The organism is Streptomyces sp. NPDC014891, from assembly GCF_043081085.1.
Lineage (GTDB): Bacteria > Actinomycetota > Actinomycetes > Streptomycetales > Streptomycetaceae > Streptomyces.
In genome coordinates this window covers 258,649-277,154 of the sequence record NZ_JBIBWF010000008.1, presented here as the reverse complement: position 1 = coordinate 277,154, position 18,506 = coordinate 258,649, and the positions used below count along the sequence as shown (strand labels likewise).

17 protein-coding genes are annotated in these 18,506 nt (G+C 72.7%); 9 read left to right on the top strand and 8 right to left on the bottom strand.

All coding sequences use genetic code 11. The features are described 5' to 3' along the window. The first annotated feature begins 76 nt into the window (after positions 1-76). The 6 genes from ACF09E_RS23965 (at position 77) to ACF09E_RS23940 (ending at position 8,145) form a co-directional block, all read left to right on the top strand. Complete coding sequence (locus tag ACF09E_RS23965) at positions 77-2,431, top strand: SulP family inorganic anion transporter (protein ID WP_392206918.1); 2,355 nt, start codon at positions 77-79, stop codon at positions 2,429-2,431. Positions 2,432-2,674: 243 nt separating this feature from the next. Next, on the top strand, positions 2,675-4,630 hold the full coding sequence (gene acs, locus ACF09E_RS23960; protein ID WP_361847571.1) for an acetate--CoA ligase: 1,956 nt from the start codon (positions 2,675-2,677) through the stop codon (positions 4,628-4,630). Between the two features lie 265 nt (positions 4,631-4,895). Next, positions 4,896-6,290, top strand: coding sequence for a Na+/H+ antiporter NhaA (gene nhaA / locus ACF09E_RS23955; RefSeq protein WP_392206917.1), 1,395 nt, complete (start codon positions 4,896-4,898; stop codon positions 6,288-6,290). A gap of 57 nt (positions 6,291-6,347) precedes the next feature. Continuing rightward, the gene (locus tag ACF09E_RS23950) at positions 6,348-6,845 is read left to right on the top strand and encodes a phage holin family protein (RefSeq protein ID WP_073908084.1); all 498 of its coding nucleotides are present in this window, start codon (positions 6,348-6,350) and stop codon (positions 6,843-6,845) included. After that, a complete protein-coding gene (locus tag ACF09E_RS23945) occupies positions 6,842-7,780 on the top strand; it encodes an alpha/beta hydrolase (protein ID WP_361847578.1) in 939 nt (312 codons plus the stop codon). The genes ACF09E_RS23950 and ACF09E_RS23945 overlap by 4 nt, the downstream gene beginning before the upstream one ends. A 167-nt stretch (positions 7,781-7,947) precedes the next feature. Continuing rightward, positions 7,948-8,145 (top strand): hypothetical protein, encoded by a 198-nt coding sequence (locus tag ACF09E_RS23940; RefSeq protein ID WP_392206916.1) that lies wholly within the window; start codon positions 7,948-7,950, stop codon positions 8,143-8,145. A gap of 65 nt (positions 8,146-8,210) precedes the next feature. Here ACF09E_RS23940 and ACF09E_RS23935 read toward each other — a convergent pair whose 3' ends face one another. The 3 genes from ACF09E_RS23935 to nth form a co-directional block, all read right to left on the bottom strand. Then, a complete protein-coding gene (locus ACF09E_RS23935) occupies positions 8,211-9,410 on the bottom strand; it encodes a MarP family serine protease (RefSeq protein ID WP_361847584.1) in 1,200 nt (399 codons plus the stop codon). 87 nt (positions 9,411-9,497) lie between these two features. Then, positions 9,498-10,199: a CoA pyrophosphatase gene (locus tag ACF09E_RS23930; RefSeq protein WP_361847587.1), complete on the bottom strand. Its 702-nt coding sequence runs from the start codon at positions 10,197-10,199 to the stop codon at positions 9,498-9,500. A gap of 79 nt (positions 10,200-10,278) precedes the next feature. Continuing rightward, on the bottom strand, positions 10,279-11,319 hold the full coding sequence (gene nth, locus ACF09E_RS23925; RefSeq protein ID WP_392206915.1) for an endonuclease III: 1,041 nt from the start codon (positions 11,317-11,319) through the stop codon (positions 10,279-10,281). Positions 11,320-11,678: 359 nt separating this feature from the next. Between nth and ACF09E_RS23920 the strand changes: the two genes are divergently transcribed. After that, positions 11,679-12,353, top strand: a complete 675-nt coding sequence (locus ACF09E_RS23920) for a Crp/Fnr family transcriptional regulator (protein ID WP_015034542.1) — start codon at positions 11,679-11,681, stop codon at positions 12,351-12,353. Positions 12,354-12,429: 76 nt separating this feature from the next. Here the strand turns inward: ACF09E_RS23920 and ACF09E_RS23915 are convergent, their stop codons facing one another. The 5 genes from ACF09E_RS23915 to ACF09E_RS23895 all read right to left on the bottom strand — a co-directional run bounded on the left by ACF09E_RS23915 (position 12,430) and on the right by ACF09E_RS23895 (position 15,873). Further along, complete coding sequence (locus tag ACF09E_RS23915; RefSeq protein WP_361847593.1) at positions 12,430-13,314, bottom strand: prohibitin family protein; 885 nt, start codon at positions 13,312-13,314, stop codon at positions 12,430-12,432. Between the two features lie 114 nt (positions 13,315-13,428). Next, complete coding sequence (locus tag ACF09E_RS23910) at positions 13,429-14,259, bottom strand: MBL fold metallo-hydrolase (RefSeq protein WP_392206914.1); 831 nt, start codon at positions 14,257-14,259, stop codon at positions 13,429-13,431. After that, positions 14,256-15,122, bottom strand: coding sequence for an NUDIX hydrolase (locus ACF09E_RS23905; protein ID WP_392206913.1), 867 nt, complete (start codon positions 15,120-15,122; stop codon positions 14,256-14,258). The genes ACF09E_RS23910 and ACF09E_RS23905 overlap by 4 nt, the downstream gene beginning before the upstream one ends. 125 nt (positions 15,123-15,247) lie before the next feature. Further along, positions 15,248-15,718 (bottom strand): RidA family protein, encoded by a 471-nt coding sequence (locus ACF09E_RS23900; RefSeq protein ID WP_361847602.1) that lies wholly within the window; start codon positions 15,716-15,718, stop codon positions 15,248-15,250. Next, positions 15,715-15,873, bottom strand: coding sequence for a DUF4177 domain-containing protein (locus ACF09E_RS23895; protein WP_015034547.1), 159 nt, complete (start codon positions 15,871-15,873; stop codon positions 15,715-15,717). The genes ACF09E_RS23900 and ACF09E_RS23895 overlap by 4 nt, the downstream gene beginning before the upstream one ends. Before the next feature lie 122 nt (positions 15,874-15,995). On the opposite strand from ACF09E_RS23895, the gene ACF09E_RS23890 reads away from it, so the two are divergent. Together ACF09E_RS23890 and ACF09E_RS23885 are read left to right on the top strand one after the other, a co-directional pair. Then, on the top strand, positions 15,996-16,958 hold the full coding sequence (locus ACF09E_RS23890) for an ArsA family ATPase (RefSeq protein WP_388801578.1): 963 nt from the start codon (positions 15,996-15,998) through the stop codon (positions 16,956-16,958). A 218-nt stretch (positions 16,959-17,176) separates the two neighbouring features. Beyond that, positions 17,177-18,484: an ArsA family ATPase gene (locus ACF09E_RS23885; protein WP_392207096.1), complete on the top strand. Its 1,308-nt coding sequence runs from the start codon at positions 17,177-17,179 to the stop codon at positions 18,482-18,484. Positions 18,485-18,506 lie beyond the last annotated feature (22 nt).

Sequence of the window (18,506 nt, the reverse complement as noted above, 5' to 3'; positions counted from 1 at the left end):
GCCGTGACCCACGGCCGCGAGCCCCCCATGTTCGTCCCGCACGAACCGCGACCGCGCCGCCCCGGAGGAGACGGGAATGACCCTCTGCACCCCTGCCCGCACGCCCAACCGACCCCGCGTCCAGCGACCGCACAGCCCGCCGGACGGGCCCCGCCGCTTCCGTGTCGCCGGCGTCGACCTGTCGGCGTCCATCGCCGTCTTCCTGATCGCGCTGCCGCTCTCGCTCGGCATCGCGCTCGCCACCGGAGCCCCGCTCCAGTCCGGCCTGGTCGCCGCCGCCGTCGGCGGTCTGGTCGCCGGCCGCTTCGGCGGCTCCCCGCTCCAGGTCAGCGGCCCCGCCGCCGGCCTCACCGTGGTCACGGCCGAGCTGATCCAGCTGTACGGCTGGCGCACCACCTGCGCCATCACGGTGCTCGCGGGCCTCGCCCAGCTGGGGCTCTCCGTCCTCCGGGTGGCCCGCTCGGCCCTCGCCGTCTCGCCCGCGATCGTGCACGGCATGCTCGGCGGCATCGGCGTCACCATCGCCCTCGCCCAGCTGCACATCGTGCTCGGCAGCACCCCGCAGAGCTCCGCCGTCGACAACTTCCTCGGGCTGCCCGCCCAGTTGGCGCACCTCCACCCGGCGGCCCTCGGCATCAGCGCCCTCACCGTGGTCGTGCTGCTGTGCTGGCCCCGGCTGCCCGGCCGGGCGGGGAAGCTCCTCCGCAAGGTCCCGGCCGCGCTCGTCGCGGTGGCGGGGGCGACCGCGGTGGCGACCCTCGCCGGACTCGCCGTCCCGCGCGTCGACCTGCCCTCCTGGAGCAGCCACGCGCTGCCCGGTCTGCCCGAGGGCCCGGTGCTCGGCATCGCGGCCGGCGTACTGACGATCACCCTGGTCACCAGCGTGCAGTCGCTGCTGTCCGCCGTCGCGGTCGACAAGCTGGTCGCCGCCCGCCCGGACGGCGGCCTCGGCATCCCGCGCACCGCTCTCGACCGCGAACTCGCCGGCCAGGGCGCCGCCAACGTGGTCTCCGGCGCGCTCGGCGGGCTCCCGGTGGCCGGCGTCGCGGTCCGCAGCGTCGCGAACGTCTCGGCGGGCGCGGTGAGTCGCGCCTCCACCATGCTGCACGGCCTGTGGATCGTGCTCGCGGCCCTGTTCCTGGTGCCCGTGCTCGACCTGATCCCGCTGCCCGCGCTCGCCGCCCTGGTCATGGTGGTCGGCATCCAGATGGTGAGCATCACCCACATCCGCACCGTCACCCGGCACCGCGAGGTCGTGGTCTACGCGGTGACGCTGTCCGGCGTCGTCCTCGTCGGCATCCTGGAGGGCGTCGCCCTCGGCATCGCCGTGGCCATCACTGTCGCCATGCAGCGGCTCGCCCGCACGCGGATCACCCGGGAGGAGCGGGACGGACGCCAGTTCCTGCACGTCCGGGGCCAGCTGACCTTCCTCGCGGTACCCCGGCTGAGCCGGGCCCTGCACCAACTGCCCAGGGGGTCGGACGTGGTGGTGGAGCTCGACGGCTCCTTCATGGACCACGCCGCCTACGAGACCCTCAGCGACTGGACCGCGGGACACCTGGCGCACGGCGGGACCGTCGAGACCACCGGCCCGTCGGGGGCGAGGATCGCCGAGTCCACCCCCTCGGACGTCGCCGCGCACGCCTGCTGCCGGCCCTGGACGCCGTGGCACAACCACCAGTGCGGCGAGCAGCCGGCCGAGCGGCCCGACGAGTCCGTGGAGCCCCCGCGCACCACGGGTCTCCAGCTGGCCCGCGGCATCGGCACGTTCCAGCGGAACACGGCGCCGCTGGTCCGGGACGAGCTCGCGCGGCTGGCCCGCGAGGGCCAGACCCCCTCGCAGCTCTTCCTGACCTGCGCGGACTCCCGTCTCGTCACCAGCATGATCACGTCGAGCGGCCCGGGTGACCTGTTCACCGTGCGGAACGTCGGAAACCTCGTCCCGCTGCCCGGCGAGGAGAGCGGGGACGACTCGGTGGCGGCGGCGATCGAGTACGCGGTCGAGGTGCTGCGAGTGGACTCGATCACCGTCTGCGGCCATTCCGGCTGCGGCGCGATGCAGGCCCTGCTCAACGCCGGCCCGGACGACCCGCCGACCCCGCTCCGCCGCTGGCTGCGCCACGGCCGGCCGAGCCTGGAGCGGATGGCGAGCAGCAGACACGCCTGGGCCCGGATCTCCGGCCGCCTCCCGGCGGACGCGGTCGAGCAGCTCTGCCTCACCAACGTGGTGCAGCAGCTGGAGCACCTCCGGGCGTACGAGCCGGTGGCGCGGCGGCTGGCCGAGGGCACGCTCTCGCTGCACGGCGTGTACTTCCACGTGGGCGAGGCGCAGGCGTACCTCCTCTCCGGGACGGACGAGGCGCACTCGTACGACGACGTGTTCACCCAGGTCATGCCGACGGAGGCGCGGGAGGCGGCCCGGGCGTCCTGACCGCGCACAGGTCGGCGCCGTCCCGACCGCGGCCGGGGCAGCGCGTCCTGAACCTTCCGCTCCCCCGGTCCGTGAGACTGTGTGGCCCCTTCTCCCACCGCTCGGGAGGAGGGGCCCCCGCACGCCGGACGGCTCACAGGTCTAAACCAATTGCCCGGAGGCCCTTGTCACCCGGGCCTTCGACTGATGAGCTATGACGCGGGACACATACGCACAGAGGACGCCCTGGGAAAGGGAGATGTCGTGAGCAACGAAAGCCTGGCCAATCTGCTTCGGGAAGAGCGACGGTTCGCGCCGCCCGCCGAGCTGGCCGCGGACGCCAACGTGACGGCGGAGGCGTACGAGCAGGCCAAGGCGGACAGGCTGGGCTTCTGGGCCGAGCAGGCCAAGCGCCTGACCTGGGCCACCGAGCCGACCGAGACCCTCGACTGGTCGAACCCGCCGTTCGCCAAGTGGTTCGCCGACGGCGAGCTGAACGTGGCGTACAACTGCGTCGACCGGCACGTCGAGGCCGGCCACGGCGACCGGGTCGCCATCCACTTCGAGGGCGAGCCGGGCGACAGCCGCTCGATCACCTACGCCGAGCTCAAGGACGAGGTCTCCAAGGCGGCCAACGCCCTGACCGAGCTGGGTGTCCGGAAGGGCGACCGCGTCGCCGTCTACCTCCCGATGATCCCCGAGGCGGCCGTCACGATGCTGGCCTGCGCCCGCGTCGGCGCCGCCCACTCGGTGGTCTTCGGCGGCTTCTCGGCCGACGCCGTGGCCTCCCGCATCCAGGACGCCGACGCCAAGCTGGTCGTCACCGCCGACGGCGGCTACCGCCGCGGCAAGCCGAGCGCCCTCAAGCCGGCCATCGACGAGGCCGTCGCCAAGTGCCCGCAGGTCGAGCACGTCCTCGTGGTCCGTCGCACCGGCCAGGACACCGCCTTCACCGAGGGCCGCGACGTCTGGTGGGACGACATCGTCGCCCGCCAGTCCGCCGAGCACACCCCGGAGGCCTTCGAGGCGGAGCACCCGCTCTTCATCCTCTACACCTCCGGCACCACCGGGAAGCCCAAGGGCATCCTCCACACCTCCGGCGGCTACCTCACCCAGGCCGCGTACACCCACCACGCCGTCTTCGACCTCAAGCCGGAGAGCGACGTCTACTGGTGCACCGCCGACATCGGCTGGGTCACCGGACACTCGTACATCGTCTACGGCCCGCTGGCCAACGGCGCGACGCAGGTCATGTACGAGGGCACCCCGGACACCCCGCACCAGGGGCGGTTCTGGGAGATCGTGCAGAAGTACGGCGTCACGATCCTCTACACGGCGCCCACCGCGATCCGCACGTTCATGAAGTGGGGCGACGACATCCCCGCCAAGTTCGATCTGTCCAGCCTCCGGGTCCTGGGCTCGGTCGGCGAGCCGATCAACCCCGAGGCCTGGGTCTGGTACCGCGAGCACATCGGCGCCGGCAAGACCCCGATCGTGGACACCTGGTGGCAGACCGAGACGGGCGCGATGATGATCTCGCCGCTGCCGGGCGTCACCGAGACCAAGCCGGGCTCCGCCCAGCGCCCGCTGCCGGGCATCTCCGCGACCGTCGTCGACGACGAGGCCAACGAGGTACCGAACGGCGGGGGCGGCTACCTGGTCCTCACCGAGCCGTGGCCGTCGATGCTCCGCACCATCTGGGGGGACGACCAGCGCTACATCGACACGTACTGGTCCCGCTTCGAGGGCAAGTACTTCGCCGGCGACGGGGCCAAGAAGGACGAGGACGGCGACATCTGGCTGCTCGGCCGGGTCGACGACGTCATGCTCGTCTCCGGTCACAACATCTCGACCACCGAGGTCGAGTCGGCGCTCGTCTCGCACCCCGCCGTCGCCGAGGCGGCCGTCGTGGGCGCGGCCGACGAGACGACCGGTCAGGCGATCGTCGCCTTCGTCATCCTGCGCGGCACGGCCAGCCAGGACGAGAGCCTGGTCGCCGAGCTCCGCAACCACGTCGGCGCGACCCTCGGCCCGATCGCCAAGCCCAAGCGGGTCCTGCCGGTGGCGGAGCTGCCCAAGACCCGCTCGGGCAAGATCATGCGCCGGCTCCTGCGCGACGTCGCGGAGAACCGCGAGCTGGGCGACGTGACGACCCTGACGGACTCGTCGGTGATGTCGCTCATCCAGACCCAGCTGCCGAGCGCCTCCAGCGAGGACTGAGCCCGGCCCGTACGCCGCGGACTCCCCGCGGGTACGCCGCGCACGCCCGCCCCGATCGAACGGGGCGGGCGTTCGCCGTTCCCGGACGCCCCGCCCCGGGGGACGAAAGCCGCATACTTCCCTAAAGTGATTCTCGCCGGACACACCCCACGCGCGTTGGGTACGGTAAGGGGCGCGTCAACGACGCGACAAGAAAACCTAGGTGCGCCGGGAAGTCTGGTCGGCATGTGCTCAGTCCTGCCCACCCGACCGGAGGTTCTCCCCCGTGCCCGCGCCCGCACCCACCGACCGCAAGTTCCTCGGCCGGCTCCCCCTGCCCGAGCGCCGGTACCTCACCGACGCCCTGCGGACCGAGACCGTCGGCGGTGTCCTGCTCCTCGTCGCCGCCGTCGCCGCCCTGGTCTGGGCCAACACCCTGAGCGGCAGCTACGAGGCCGTCAGCGACTTCCACCTGGGCCCCGCCGCCCTCGGCCTCGACCTCTCGATCCAGCACTGGGCGGCCGACGGCCTCCTCGCGATCTTCTTCTTCGTCGCCGGCATCGAGCTCAAGCGCGAACTCGTCGCCGGTGAACTCCGCGACCCCAGGGCCGCCGCCCTCCCCGTCATCGCCGCCCTCTGCGGCATGGCCGCGCCCGCCCTCGTCTACGCCCTGGTCAACACCCTCGGCGACGGCTCGATGGACGGCTGGGCCGTCCCCACCGCGACCGACATCGCCTTCGCGCTCGCCGTCCTCGCCGTCATCGGCACCTCGCTGCCCTCCGCGCTGCGCGCCTTCCTGCTCACCCTCGCCGTCGTCGACGACCTCTTCGCCATCCTGATCATCGCGATCTTCTTCACCAGCGACCTGAACTTCGCCGCGCTCGGCGGCGCCTTCGCCGGACTGCTCCTCTTCTGGCTGCTGCTCCGCAAGGAGGTCCGCGGCTGGTACGTGTACGTCCCGCTGGCCCTGGTCATCTGGGGCCTGATGTACAACAGCGGCGTCCACGCCACCATCGCCGGCGTCGCCATGGGCCTGATGCTCCGCTGCACCACCCGCGAGGGCGAGGAGCACTCCCCCGGCGAGCACATCGAGCACCTGGTCCGCCCCCTCTCGGCCGGCCTCGCCGTCCCGCTGTTCGCGCTCTTCTCGGCCGGCGTGAGCATCTCGGGGGGCGCGATCCACGACGTCTTCACCCAGCCCGTCACCCTCGGCGTCGTCCTCGGGCTCGTCGTCGGCAAGACCATCGGCATCTTCGGCGGCACCTGGCTCACCGCCCGCTTCACCCGTGCGGAGCTCAACCCCGACCTGTCTTGGCCCGACGTCTTCGCCGTCGCCACCCTGGCCGGCATCGGCTTCACCGTCTCGCTGCTCATCGGCGAGCTCGCCTTCGCCGGGGACGAGACCCTCACCGACGAGGTGAAGGCCGCGGTCCTCGTCGGCTCGCTCGTCGCGGCCGTCCTCGCCTCCGTCCTGCTGAAACTGCGGGTGCGGAAGTACCAGGCGCTCGTCTCCGCCGAGGAGCGCGACGACGACGAGGACGGCATCCCCGACATCTACGAGGAGGACAACCCGGAGTACCACCTCCGGATGGCCGCGATCTACGAGAAGAAGGCCGCGGAACACCGCGAGCGCGCCCGACTGGCGGGGGCACCGCGCGACGGGGCCGACCGTCCGGCATGATCTGAGTCGGACCGTGCAGAAGAGAACGCGGACCGCAGAAGAGAAGAGGGAGCAGCGATGAGCGACCCGTACGACGGAACCGAGCGCAGTCTCGGCCAGCTGGTCGCCTCGGCGACCGCCGAGATGTCCGCACTCGTGCACGACGAGCTCGCCCTGGCCAAGGCCGAGATCAGGCAGGACGTCAAGCGCGGTGTGATCGGGAGCGCCGCCGGCATCACGGCCGCGGTCGTCCTGCTGTTCTCGCTGCCGATGCTGAGCTTCGCGCTCGCGTACGCCATCAACACCTGGACCGGCGGGCACAACGGCAACGGGGGCTGGAACCTCGTCTGGTGCTTCCTGCTCTCCTTCGCGGCGAACGTGCTGCTCGCGGTGCTGCTCGGCGTGATCGCGTACGCCAAGTTCAAGAAGGTCAAGCCGCCGGAGAAGTCCATCGCCTCCGCCAAGCAGACGGCCGCGGTGATCTCCACCGTCAAGCCGCACCCGCGCCCCGAGCCCGCCAAGGCCCTGGACAAGGCGCTGGACAAGGCTCCGGCTGTGGCACGCTCGTCGGTATGACCCTCCCCGAGAGCAGCAACGGCGGGCCCGTCCGGCTCGACGGGCCGTGGACCCATCGCGACGTGGCCGCCAACGGCGCCCGCTTCCACATCGCCGAGATGGGCGACGGCCCCCTGGTGCTGCTCCTGCACGGCTTCCCGCAGTTCTGGTGGACCTGGCGCCACCAGCTGCCGCTGCTCGCCGAGGCCGGTTTCCGGGCCGTCGCGATGGATCTGCGCGGGGTCGGCGGCAGCGACCGCACCCCCCGGGGCTACGACCCCGCCAACCTGGCGCTCGACGTCACCGGGGTGATCCGGTCGCTGGGCGAGCCGGACGCGGCGCTCGTCGGGCACGACCTGGGCGGCTACCTCGCCTGGACGGCGGCCGTCATGCGGCCCAAGCTGGTGCGCCGGCTCGTGGTGTCCTCGATGCCGCACCCGCGCCGCTGGCGCTCGGCGATGCTCTCCGACTTCGCGCAGTCGCGGGCCGGGTCGCACATCTGGGGCTTCCAGCGGCCGTGGCTGCCGGAGCGTCAGCTCGTCGCGGACGACGCGGCGCTGGTGGGCGAGCTGATCCGGGACTGGTCGGGGCCGAAGCCCGTACGCGCCTCCGAGGAGCAGGCGATCGAGGTGTACCGGCGGGCGATGCTGGTGCCGTCGACGGCGCACTGCTCGATCGAGCCGTACCGCTGGATGGTGCGGTCGCTGGCCCGCCCGGACGGCATCCAGTTCAACCGGCGCATGAAGCGTCCGGTGCGGGTGCCGACACTGCATCTGCACGGCTCGCTGGACCCGGTGATGCGGACCCGGAGCGCCGCGGGGTCCGGCGAGTACGTGGAGGCGCCGTACCGCTGGCGGCTCTTCGACGGGCTCGGGCACTTCCCGCACGAGGAGGACCCGGTGGGCTTCTCGACGGAGCTCGTCAACTGGCTGAAGGACCCCGAGCCCGACCGCTGACGGGCGTCGGGGACCCGCTCCGGACGGGTCTCCGCGGGCCGCTGACGGTCCCTCTGGCCGCCCTGATGCGTACAGACTTCCTTCGAACGGCCATGTGCCTCGCGCATACTCCAATTGGCGGGCCCCGGGGAGGTTACCGACCTTGGGCCACGGGCAGACGTCGAGGTATGGGCTGGACGCACGACTACAGTGACACGGCAGCACGCAACCGCCGCTCGGCCGTCGGGCAGGGCTCCCGCGAGGGGGCCGGACCGCCGGACCCGGCCGGTCGGCACGCCACGCAGGGGGTGGGGATCTCGCGCATCATCCGCCGCCGGGCCCGCTGGGTGTCCGCCCGGCTCCGGCACCCCCGCGACACCCCGTAACAGCACCGCAGACGTGTGGGGCCCCGACCGACGGTCGGGGCCCCACACGTCTGGCATGCGGCGGGCTACAGCGCGCAGGCCTCCGTGTCGACCTGCTGGTTCGCGGTCCTGCCGCGCTCGATGTCCTCGCGGATCTCGTCGACGGTCAGGGCGTACCCGGTGTTCGCGTCGTCGAGGGAGCGGGCGAAGATCACGCCGTACACCTCGCCGTCCACGGTGAGGAGCGGGCCGCCGGAGTTGCCCTGGCGGACGGTCGTGTACAGCGAGTACACGTCCCTGCGCACCTCGCCCCGGCGGTAGATGTCGGGTCCGTCGGCGTTGATGCGGCCGCGGACGCGCGCCGAGCGCACGTCGTACGAGCCGTTCTCCGGGAATCCGGCGACGATCGCGCTGTCGCCGCTGCGGGCGTCCTCGTCGGTGAAGGCCAGCGGGGTGGCTTCGAGGTCGGGGACGTCCAGGACGGCGATGTCGCGCTGCCAGTCGTAGAGGACGACCTTGGCGTCGTAGAGCCTGCCCTCGCCGCCTATCTGGACGGTCGGCTCGTCGACCCCGCCGACGACGTGGGCGTTGGTCATGATCCGGCGGTCGGCGAAGACGAACCCGGTGCCTTCGAGGACCTTGCCGCAGCTCTGCGCGGTGCCGACGACCTTCACGATGGAGCGCTGGGCTCGCTCGGCGACGGGGCTCCGGGCGAGCTCCGGGTCCGGGGGCACGACGGGAGTGATCGGTTCGTCGGCGAAGGGGCTGAAGACCGGCGGGAAGCCGCTGCGGGCCAGGGTGGAGCTGAAGTCGTCGAACCAGCGGGACGCCTGAGCCGGCATCACCTGCTCGACGCCGAGCAGGACCTTGGAGGTCCGCACCTCCTTGCCCAGGGTGGGCATGGTGGTGCGGGCGAGTCCGGAGCCGATCAGCCAGGCGACGAGCAGCATCGCGACGACGTTGACCAGGGCGCCGCCGGTGGCGTCGAGGGCGCGGGCCGGCGACCAGGTGATGTGCCGGCGCACCTTGTTGCCCAGGTGGGTGGTGAAGGCCTGGCCGACGGAGGCGCAGACGATGACCACCATCACGAAGACGACCGTGGCCGTGGTCGAGACCTCGCTGTTGTCGGTGAGCTGGTCCCAGAGGACGGGCAGCAGCAGGACGGCGACGAGGCCGCCGCCGAGGAAGCCGATCACCGACAGGATGCCGACCACGAACCCCTGGCGGTAGCCGATGATCGCGAACCACACGGCGGCGAGCAGCAACAGGATGTCCAGCACGTTCACCGTCAAATGCCTCGCAGATTCGTTTCCGGAGTCCGGCGTTCTCGCCGGTCCGCCGGGGTTCAGCCGTCTTCGCCGGGGTTCAGCCTGTCATGAGCGCCAGTCGAGCGGGACCTGCCTGGAGCGGTCCCAGGGGCGCTCCCAGCCGGAGAAGTGCAGGAGTCTGTCGATCACTCCGGCGGTAAAACCCCAGACCAGGGCGGACGCGACCAGGAAGGCGGGACCCTGGTGGCCGCTCGGGTGGACCGCGGTCGCGCGGTTCGCCGGGTCCGTGAGATCGGCCACGGGCACGGTGAAGACCCGGGCGGTCTCGCCGGGGTCGACGACCCCGACGGGGCTGGGGGCGCGCCACCAGCCGAGGACGGGGGTGACGACGAAGCCGCTGACCGGGATGTAGAGCTGGGGGAGGACGGCGAAGAGCTGGACGCCGGCCGGGTCGAGGCCGGTCTCCTCCCGCGCCTCCCGCAGGGCGGCGCGCAGCAGCCCGCCGTCCGCCGGGGCGCCGTCCTCGGGGTCGAGGGCGCCGCCGGGGAAGGAGGGCTGTCCGGCGTGCGAGCGGAGGCTGCCGGCCCGCTCCATGAGGAGGAGCTCGGGGCCCTGCTCGCCCTCGCCGAAGAGCACGAGCACGGCGGACTGCCGCCCCGCGCCGCTCGCGGGCGGCAGGAAGCGGCTCAGCTGCTCGGGCCGGACCGTGCGGGCGGCCCGGTCGACGGGCCCGAGCCAGTCGGGCAGCCCGTCCCGGCTGAGCAGCCCGGTGCCGGGCCCGTGGATCTCTTCGTCAGTGCGCGTCATTGGCACCCCCGGCTTTCACAACGCCATCGATGTACGGGTTCGTTCCCTCTGGAGCTCTCGCGGTGGGCCGGGAGCGGGTTCAGCCGCTGTTCGCGCCCAGCGGGGGCGCCGGGCGGCCCGGGTAGCCGGGCGGCGGGTCGAGCCGCTGGCCGGGGAGACCGCCCATCTCGTACTTGAGCAGCTTCCTCGCCTTCTCGGGGTCGGTCTCCCCCTCGCCGTACGACGGGCAGAGGTGGGTGATCGGGCAGGCGCCGCAGGCCGGCTTGCGGGCGTGGCAGATGCGGCGGCCGTGGAAGATCACCCGGTGGGAGAGCATCGTCCACTCGCTCTTCGGGAAGATCGTGGCGACCTCGGCCTCGATCTTCACGGGGTCCTCGGACTCGGTCCAGCGCCAGCGCCTGACGAGCCGCATGAAGTGGGTGTCGACGGTGATGCCGGGGACCCCGAAGGCGTTCCCGAGGACGACGAAGGCGGTCTTGCGGCCGACGCCGGGGAGCTTGACGAGGTCCTCCAGGCGGCCGGGGACCTCTCCGCCGAAGTCGTCCCGGAGGGCCGCCGCGAGCCCCATGATCGACTTGGTCTTAGCGCGGAAGAAGCCGGTGGGGCGGATGAGCTCCTCGACCTCCTCGGGCACGGCGGCGGCGAGGTCCTCGGGCGTGGGGTACTTCGCGAAGAGGGCCGGGGTGGTCTGGTTGACCCGCAGGTCGGTGGTCTGGGCCGAGAGGACCGTGGCGACGAGCAGCTCGAAGGGACTGCGGAAGTCGAGCTCCGGATGGGCGTACGGGAAGACCTCGGCGAGCTCGCGGTTGATCCGGCGGGCCCGGCGGACCATCGCGAGCCGGGACTCGGGCTTGGCGGGCTTCGCGGGCTTCGCCTGGGCGGCGGCCGTGGAGGCCTTCTTGGAGGCGGTGGGGGCCTTGGAGGCGGCAGAGGCCGCGGAGCCCTTCGCGGACCCGGCGGCCTTCGCGGACGCGGCGGACCCGGCGCCCTTCGCGGACCCGGCAGGCTTCGGAGTCTTCGCGACCTTCGCGGCCTTCACAGGCTTCGCGGCCCCAGTGGCCTTCGCGGCCCTCGCGGCCTTCGCCTCCTTGGCCGGCCCGGTCTCCTTCGCCGCCTTCACTCCCGCGGCGGGATCACCGGACCCCGCCGGTTGCCCCGGCTCCGTAGACCCGGAAGGCTTCCGATTGGCGGCTTTCGTCCGTTTCGACACGCCGCGTTCGCCCACAGCGGAATTACCTTCGACCGCCACTCTTTCAGCCCCCTTGGCCTGCGCTCTCACCGGCGAGTTGGACACCCGGCCAGCCTAGGGGCCGTCGCCGACATCCGCCCCGGGCGTGGCCGATCAGACCCCGATCGGGCCCCTGACGTACGGTCGGGCGGCTCGGTACGTCAAACTTGTTGTGATTGATCGCACTGTTTTGTACGTCCGGCATCATGGGACGCAGGTCCCTGAGCAGGTCGACAGTATGGAGAGAACTCGTGGACGACGTTCTGCGGCGCGCCCCGCTCTTCGCGGCGCTCGATGACGAGCAGGCCGCCGAGCTGCGCGCCTCGATGAGTGAGGCGACGCTCGCCCGTGGCGACGCGCTCTTCCACGAGGGCGACCCCGGCGACCGCCTGTACGTGGTCACCGAGGGCAAGGTGAAGCTGCACCGCACCTCCCCCGACGGCCGGGAGAACATGCTGGCCGTCCTCGGCCCCGGCGAGCTGATCGGCGAGCTGTCGCTCTTCGACCCGGGCCCGCGCACCGCCACCGCCACCGCGCTGACCGAGGTCAAGCTGCTGGGCCTGGGCCACGGCGACCTCCAGCCCTGGCTGAACGCCCGCCCCGAGGTGGCCACCGCGCTGCTGCGCGCCGTCGCCCGCCGGCTGCGCAAGACCAACGACCAGATGTCCGACCTGGTCTTCTCCGACGTGCCGGGCCGTGTCGCCCGTGCCCTCCTCGACCTGTCGCGCCGCTTCGGCGTGCAGTCCGAGGAAGGCATCCACGTCGTCCACGACCTCACCCAGGAGGAGCTGGCCCAGTTGGTCGGCGCCTCCCGCGAGACGGTCAACAAGGCGCTCGCCGACTTCGCCCAGCGCGGCTGGCTGCGCCTGGAGGCCCGCGCCGTCATCCTGCTGGACGTGGAGCGCCTCGCGAAGCGCTCGCGCTAGTCGTCACCGACGAAGGGCCGCCCCGGCCGACCGGCCGGGGCGGCCCTTCGCGTTGCGCCCGCCGGACGGGCGACCGTCAGCGCTTCGAGCCGTCCACGATCACCGGCGCCGAGGAGCCGTTCGCGCAGGGCACGGTGTAGACCGGGTTCTTCGCGGCGGCCTCCTTGTACGCGTCGATGCACTGGTTCATCAGGACCTTGTCCGTCAGCGAGTCGTTGAGGATCTTGTTGGCGCGGGCGATGCCCTCCGCCTCGATCCGGCGCCGGTCCGCCTCGGCCTTGGCCGTCCGGGCGGCCTCGGTGGCTCGCTCGGTGGCCTGCTGCTGCTGGATCTTGCGGTCGATCTGGGCCTGGAGCGAGTCCGAGGGCTTCACGTTGCGCAGGTTGACCGTGGTCACGGCGATGCCGCGCGGGGCCAGCCGCTCCTTGATCAGCGAGCCGATCTCGGCGTTGATCTTCTCGCGGTCGGAGGCGTAGCCCTGCTCGCTGGTGTAGCGGGCGAAGACGTTGCGGACGATCTCCCGGCTGTCCGGGTAGACCAGCCGCTGCTGGATGGCGTCCTCGCTGCCCGCGAGCTTGTACAGCTCGACCGACTTGGTCGGGACGACGGCCCACTTCACGGTGACCTCGGCGTACATGACGCCGCCCTGCGAGGAGCGGACCTCGACCACGTCCTTGTCGGACAGGTTGAGGTCGACCGGTCGGGTCGAGAAGGTCGTCACGTCGGTGAAGGGAGACTTCACGTGCATGCCGGAGGTCATGGGCGTGCCCACCTTGCCGAAGGCGACCGGCACGCCGACCTCGTAGGCGCTGATCACGTACGTCATGCTCACGATCAGCGAGAACACGCCGGCCAGGACGGCGCCGAGGGCGCCGAACCGCAGCCCCTTGGAGTCGTTGGCGCGGCCGACGAAGAAGAGCACCACTGCGGCTATGAGCAGCAGGATGGCGATGACGAACACGGGCGTTCCCCCCGGAGCTAGGTCAGAAGTAAGCGGAGCGTAAAGCACAGGTCAAGACGACCGACGCGCCGGGGGGCCGCTCGGTTCCGGATCGTGACCACTCGGGCCCTCCGCTCAGACCAGACCGCGCTCCCGCAGGTACTCCAGCTGCGCCCGCACGGACAGCTCGGCCGCGGGCCAGAGCGAGCGGTCCACGTCCGCGTACACGTGGGCGACCACCTCCGACGACGTCCGGAGGCCGTTCTCGACCGCCGTCTCCACCTGGGCGAGCCTGCTCGCGCGGTGGGCGAGATAGAACTCCACGGCCCCCTGCGCGTCCTCCAGGACCGGTCCGTGGCCCGGCAGGACCGTGTGCACCCCGTCGTCGACGGTGAGCGAGCGCAGCCGCCGCAGCGAGTCCAGGTAGTCGCCGAGGCGGCCGTCCGGATGGGCCACCATCGTCGTCCCGCGGCCCAGGATCGTGTCGCCCGTGAGGACCGCCCCGTCGGCCGGCAGGTGGAAGGAGAGCGAGTCGGAGGTGTGGCCGGGGGTCGGGACCACCCGCAGCTCCAGGCCGCCGACCGCCACGACGTCGCCCGCGCCGAGACCCTCGTCGCCCAGCCGCAGCGCCGGGTCGAGGGCCCGCACGGGCGTCCCGGTCAGCTCGGCGAAGAGCCCGGCGCCCTCGGCGTGGTCCGGGTGGCCGTGGGTCAGCAGCGTGAGCGCCACCCGCTTGCCGAGCTGCTCGGCGGTGGCGATCACCCGCCGCAGGTGGCCCTCGTCGCGCGGTCCGGGGTCGACGACGACGGCGAGGCCGGAGCCGGGCTCGGAGAGCAGCCAGGTGTTGGTGCCGTCGAGGGTCATCGCCGACGGGTTCGGCGCGAGGACGTTCACGGCGCGCTCGGTCGCGGGCCCGGAGGTCACGACTCCGCGCGGCTGGCCGGGCAGGGCGGCGGCGTCGCTCATCGGGCGCCTCCCGTCGGGATGGTCTTGGTGAACTCCTCGTGCCCGGGCCAGCTCAGGACCAGCGCGTCGCCCTCCAGGCGCGCCTGGGCGAGGACGGGGGTCATGTCCTGCTCCCGCGCCCCCGCGAGGGCCTCGGCGGCCGTGCCGTACGGCTCCAGGGTGCGCAGGGTCGAGATGGTCGGCGGCATCATGGTCAGCTCGCCCCGGTCGTAGCCCGCCGCCGCCTCCGCCGGGCGGATCCAGACGGTCCGGTCGGCCTCCGTGGAGGCGTTCCGGGTGCGCTGCCCGGCCGGCAGGGCGGCCACGAAGAACCAGGTGTCGTACCGGCGCTGCTCGAACTCCGGCGTGATCCAGCGGGCCCACGCGCCGAGCAGGTCGGAGCGGACGACGAGCCCGCGCCGGTCGAGGAACTCGGCGAAGGAGAGCTCCCGGGCGACGAGCGCCTCCCGGTCCCGCTCCCAGTCCTCGCCGGTCGTGTCGCCGACGACCGCGTCCCCGGTCTCCCCGGCGAGCAGGACGCCCGCCTCCTCGTACGTCTCGCGCACGGCGGCGCAGACCACGGCCTGGGCCTGGGCCGGGTCGTCGAGGCCGAGCCGGGCCGCCCAGGTCTCCAGGGAGGGGCCCGCCCAGCGCACCGGGTGCTCGTCGCGCGGGTCGACCCCGCCGCCGGGGTAGGCGTACGCGCCGCCCGCGAAGGCCATGGAGGCGCGGCGGCGCAGCATGTGGACGTCGGGACCGGCGGCCCCGTCCCGCAGCAGCAGGACGGTGGCGGCGCGCCGCGGGGCCACCGGGGTGAGCTCACCGGCGGCGAGGGCGCGGATGCGGTCGGGCCACTCGGGCGGGTACCACTGACCATTCGACATGGCCGGATGGTATGCGCACGTACGTGAATGCACGAGAGCCGGTCCTCGCCGGGCGGGCCCACGCGGGCCCGTACGGGAGGACCGGCTCCACGGTGTCGTACGGAGGACGGCCGGGGTCGTGCGGGTCAGGCGTCGACGAGCTCGACCTGGACCTCGACCTCGACCGGGGCGTCGAGCGGCAGCACGGTCACGCCGACGGCGCTGCGCGCGTGCACGCCCTTGTCGCCGAGGACCGCGCCCAGCAGCTCGCTGGCGCCGTTGACGACGCCCGGCTGCCCGGTGAAGTCGGCGGCGGAGGCGACGAAGCCGACGACCTTCACGACCCGCTTGATCCGGTCGAGGTCACCGGCGACCGACTTCACGGCCGCGAGGGCGTTCAGCGCGCAGGTGGCGGCGAGCTTCTTGGCCTCCTCGGCGGTGACCTCGGCGCCGACCTTGCCGGTCAGCGGGAGCTCGCCGCCCACCATCGGGAGCTGGCCCGAGGTGTAGACGTAGACGCCCGACTGCACGGCCGGCTGGTAGGCGGCGAGCGGCGGCACCACGGCCGGCAGCGTCAGGCCGAGTTCGGCGAGCTTCGCCTCGACGGCCCCGCTCACGACTTGGCCCGCTTCAGGTAGGCCACGAGCTGCTCGGGGTTGTTCGGCCCGGGCACGACCTGGACGAGCTCCCAGCCGTCCTCGCCCCAGGTGTCCAGAATCTGCTTGGTCGCGTGCACCAGAAGCGGCACCGTGACGTACTCCCACTTGGTCATGGGCCCGACTGTATCCGCTGGCGCGGGGCGGCTCTCCGAGGCCGTCCTGGAGCCGCCCCCCGCGGGCTTCTCGGAGGCGGCCTCCTGATTGGGCGGCGCCGCCAGTGGTTAGGCTCGACAGCGTGAGCAGGCTCCAGGTCGTCAGCGGCAAGGGCGGTACCGGTAAGACGACGGTCGCCGCCGCCCTCGCGCTCGCCCTCGCGACGGAGGGCAAGCGCACCCTCCTCGTCGAGGTCGAAGGCAGACAGGGCATCGCACAGCTCTTCGAGACGGAGGCCCTTCCGTACGAGGAACGCAAGATCGCCGTCGCCCCGGGCGGCGGCGAGGTGTTCGCGCTGGCCATCGACGCCGAGCGCGCGCTCCTCGACTACCTCCAGATGTTCTACAAACTGGGCAGCGCCGGACGCGCCCTCAAGAAACTCGGCGCGATCGACTTCGCGACGACGATAGCGCCGGGGGTGCGGGACGTCCTGCTGACCGGCAAGGCGTGCGAGGCCGTCCGGCGGCGGGAGAAGGACGGCCGGCCGACCTATGACCACGTGGTGATGGACGCGCCCCCCACGGGCCGCATCACCCGCTTTCTCAACGTGAACGACGAGGTGGCGGGCCTGGCCAGGATCGGCCCGATACACAACCAGGCGCAGGCCGTCATGCGGGTCCTGAAGTCGCCCGAGACGGCGGTGCACCTGGTGACCCTGCTGGAGGAGATGCCCGTCCAGGAGACCGCGGACGGCATCGCCGAGCTCCGGGCGGCCGAACTGCCGGTGGGGCGGGTCGTGGTGAACATGGTCCGGCCGCACATCCTCGACGAGGCCGCCGTACGGGCCGCCGCCGGCGACCACCGGGACGCGATCGCCAGGACGCTGGCCGCGGCGGGCGTCGCGGGCGGCACGACGCTCGTCGAGCCCCTCCTGGAGCAGGCGACCGAGCACGCCCGGCGGGTGGAGCTGGAGCGGGCGCAGCGCGCGGTCCTGGAGGGCGTCGGCGTACCGACGTACGAGCTGCCCTTCCTCGGCGACGGGGCGGACATCGCGGGGCTCTACCGGCTGGCGAAGGAACTGCGGAAGCAAGGGGTGGGCACGTGACGGAGAAGTCCCCGGGCCGCGGCACGTCCCCGGCCCCGGCCCACGACGGCCGCGGCACGTCCCCGACCCGCGACGGCCGCGGCACGTCCCCGACCCGCGACGGCCGGGGCACGGGCCCGGCCGCCGGCGCCCCCTCGGCGCCCGCGGCGCCCGGCGGCGGCGCGACCCCGGACGAGCGCGACACGGCGCCCGGGGCGCACGGGCTCGACGCCGTTCCCGTGCTGGAGCTCGACCCGCTGATCGACGACCTCGGCACCCGCATCATCGTGTGCTGCGGCGCCGGCGGGGTCGGCAAGACGACCACGGCGGCGGCGCTCGGGGTGCGCGCGGCGGAACGCGGCCGGAGGGTCGTCGTCCTCACCATCGACCCGGCCCGCCGGCTCGCCCAGTCGATGGGCATCGACTCCCTCGACAACACCCCGCGCAAGGTCGACGGGATCAAGGGCTCCGACGGCGGCGAACTGCACGCCATGATGCTGGACATGAAGCGGACCTTCGACGAGATCGTCGAGGCGCACGCGGAGCCCGACCGGGCGCGGGCGATCCTGGAGAACCCCTTCTACCAGTCCCTCTCGGCCGGGTTCGCCGGTACGCAGGAGTACATGGCGATGGAGAAGCTGGGCCAGCTGCGGGCCCGCGACGAGTGGGACCTGATCGTCGTGGACACCCCGCCGTCCCGCTCCGCGCTGGACTTCCTGGACGCGCCCAAGCGGCTCGGGTCCTTCCTCGACGGGAAGTTCATCAAGCTGCTCATGGCCCCGGCGAAGGTGGGCGGCCGGGCCGGGATGAAGTTCCTGAACGTCGGCATGTCGATGATGACGGGGACCCTGGGCAAGCTGCTGGGGGGTCAGTTCCTCAAGGACGTGCAGACGTTCGTGGCGGCGATGGACACGATGTTCGGCGGGTTCCGGACCCGCGCCGACGCCACGTACAAGCTGCTCCAGGCGCCGGGCACGGCCTTCCTCGTGGTGGCCACGCCGGAGCGGGACGCGCTGCGGGAGGCCGCGTACTTCGTGGAGCGGCTGGCCGCCGAGGAGATGCCGCTGGCGGGTCTCGTCCTCAACCGCGTGCACGGCAGCGCCGCCGCCCGGCTCTCGGCCGAGCGGGCGCGGGCCGCGGCGGAAAATCTTGACGAGGGCCGCATTGTGGATCAGGGCGCCGGGAAGACTGACCGAGGTGGCTCCCCGGCCACCGAGCCCGAGCCGTCCCACCTCGCCACCGCCGCCACCCCCGCACCTCCCGTACCCCAGGCTGCCCCCACAGCCGACCCGGCACAGGAACCAGCAGGAGACGACGCACCGCACGAAGAGCACGAGGACGACACCGACGTACGGCACCTCACCGCGGGACTTCTGCGCCTGCATGCCGAGCGCATGCGGGTGCTCTCGCGCGAGCAGCGCACGCGCGACCGCTTCACCGCGCTCCACCCGGAGGTGGCGGTGACCGAGGTGGCGGCCCTGCCCGGCGACGTGCACGACCTCGCCGGGCTGCGGGCGATCGGCGACCGGCTGACCGCCGGGCGGTGATCTCCGCCGTACGCGCCTCCGC

Excerpts from the sequence above, each read along its gene's own strand:
- ACF09E_RS23965 (WP_392206918.1), top strand. The coding sequence starts at position 77 with ATGACCCTCTGCACCCCTGCCCGCACGCCCAACCGACCCCGCGTCCAG.
- ACF09E_RS23950 (WP_073908084.1), top strand. The coding sequence starts at position 6,348 with ATGAGCGACCCGTACGACGGAACCGAGCGCAGTCTCGGCCAGCTGGTC.
- ACF09E_RS23945 (WP_361847578.1), top strand. The coding sequence starts at position 6,842 with ATGACCCTCCCCGAGAGCAGCAACGGCGGGCCCGTCCGGCTCGACGGG.
- ACF09E_RS23940 (WP_392206916.1), top strand. The coding sequence starts at position 7,948 with ATGGGCTGGACGCACGACTACAGTGACACGGCAGCACGCAACCGCCGC.
- ACF09E_RS23930 (WP_361847587.1), bottom strand. The coding sequence starts at position 10,199 with ATGACGCGCACTGACGAAGAGATCCACGGGCCCGGCACCGGGCTGCTC.
- ACF09E_RS23910 (WP_392206914.1), bottom strand. The coding sequence starts at position 14,259 with ATGAGCGACGCCGCCGCCCTGCCCGGCCAGCCGCGCGGAGTCGTGACC.
- ACF09E_RS23905 (WP_392206913.1), bottom strand. The coding sequence starts at position 15,122 with ATGTCGAATGGTCAGTGGTACCCGCCCGAGTGGCCCGACCGCATCCGC.
- ACF09E_RS23895 (WP_015034547.1), bottom strand. The coding sequence starts at position 15,873 with ATGACCAAGTGGGAGTACGTCACGGTGCCGCTTCTGGTGCACGCGACC.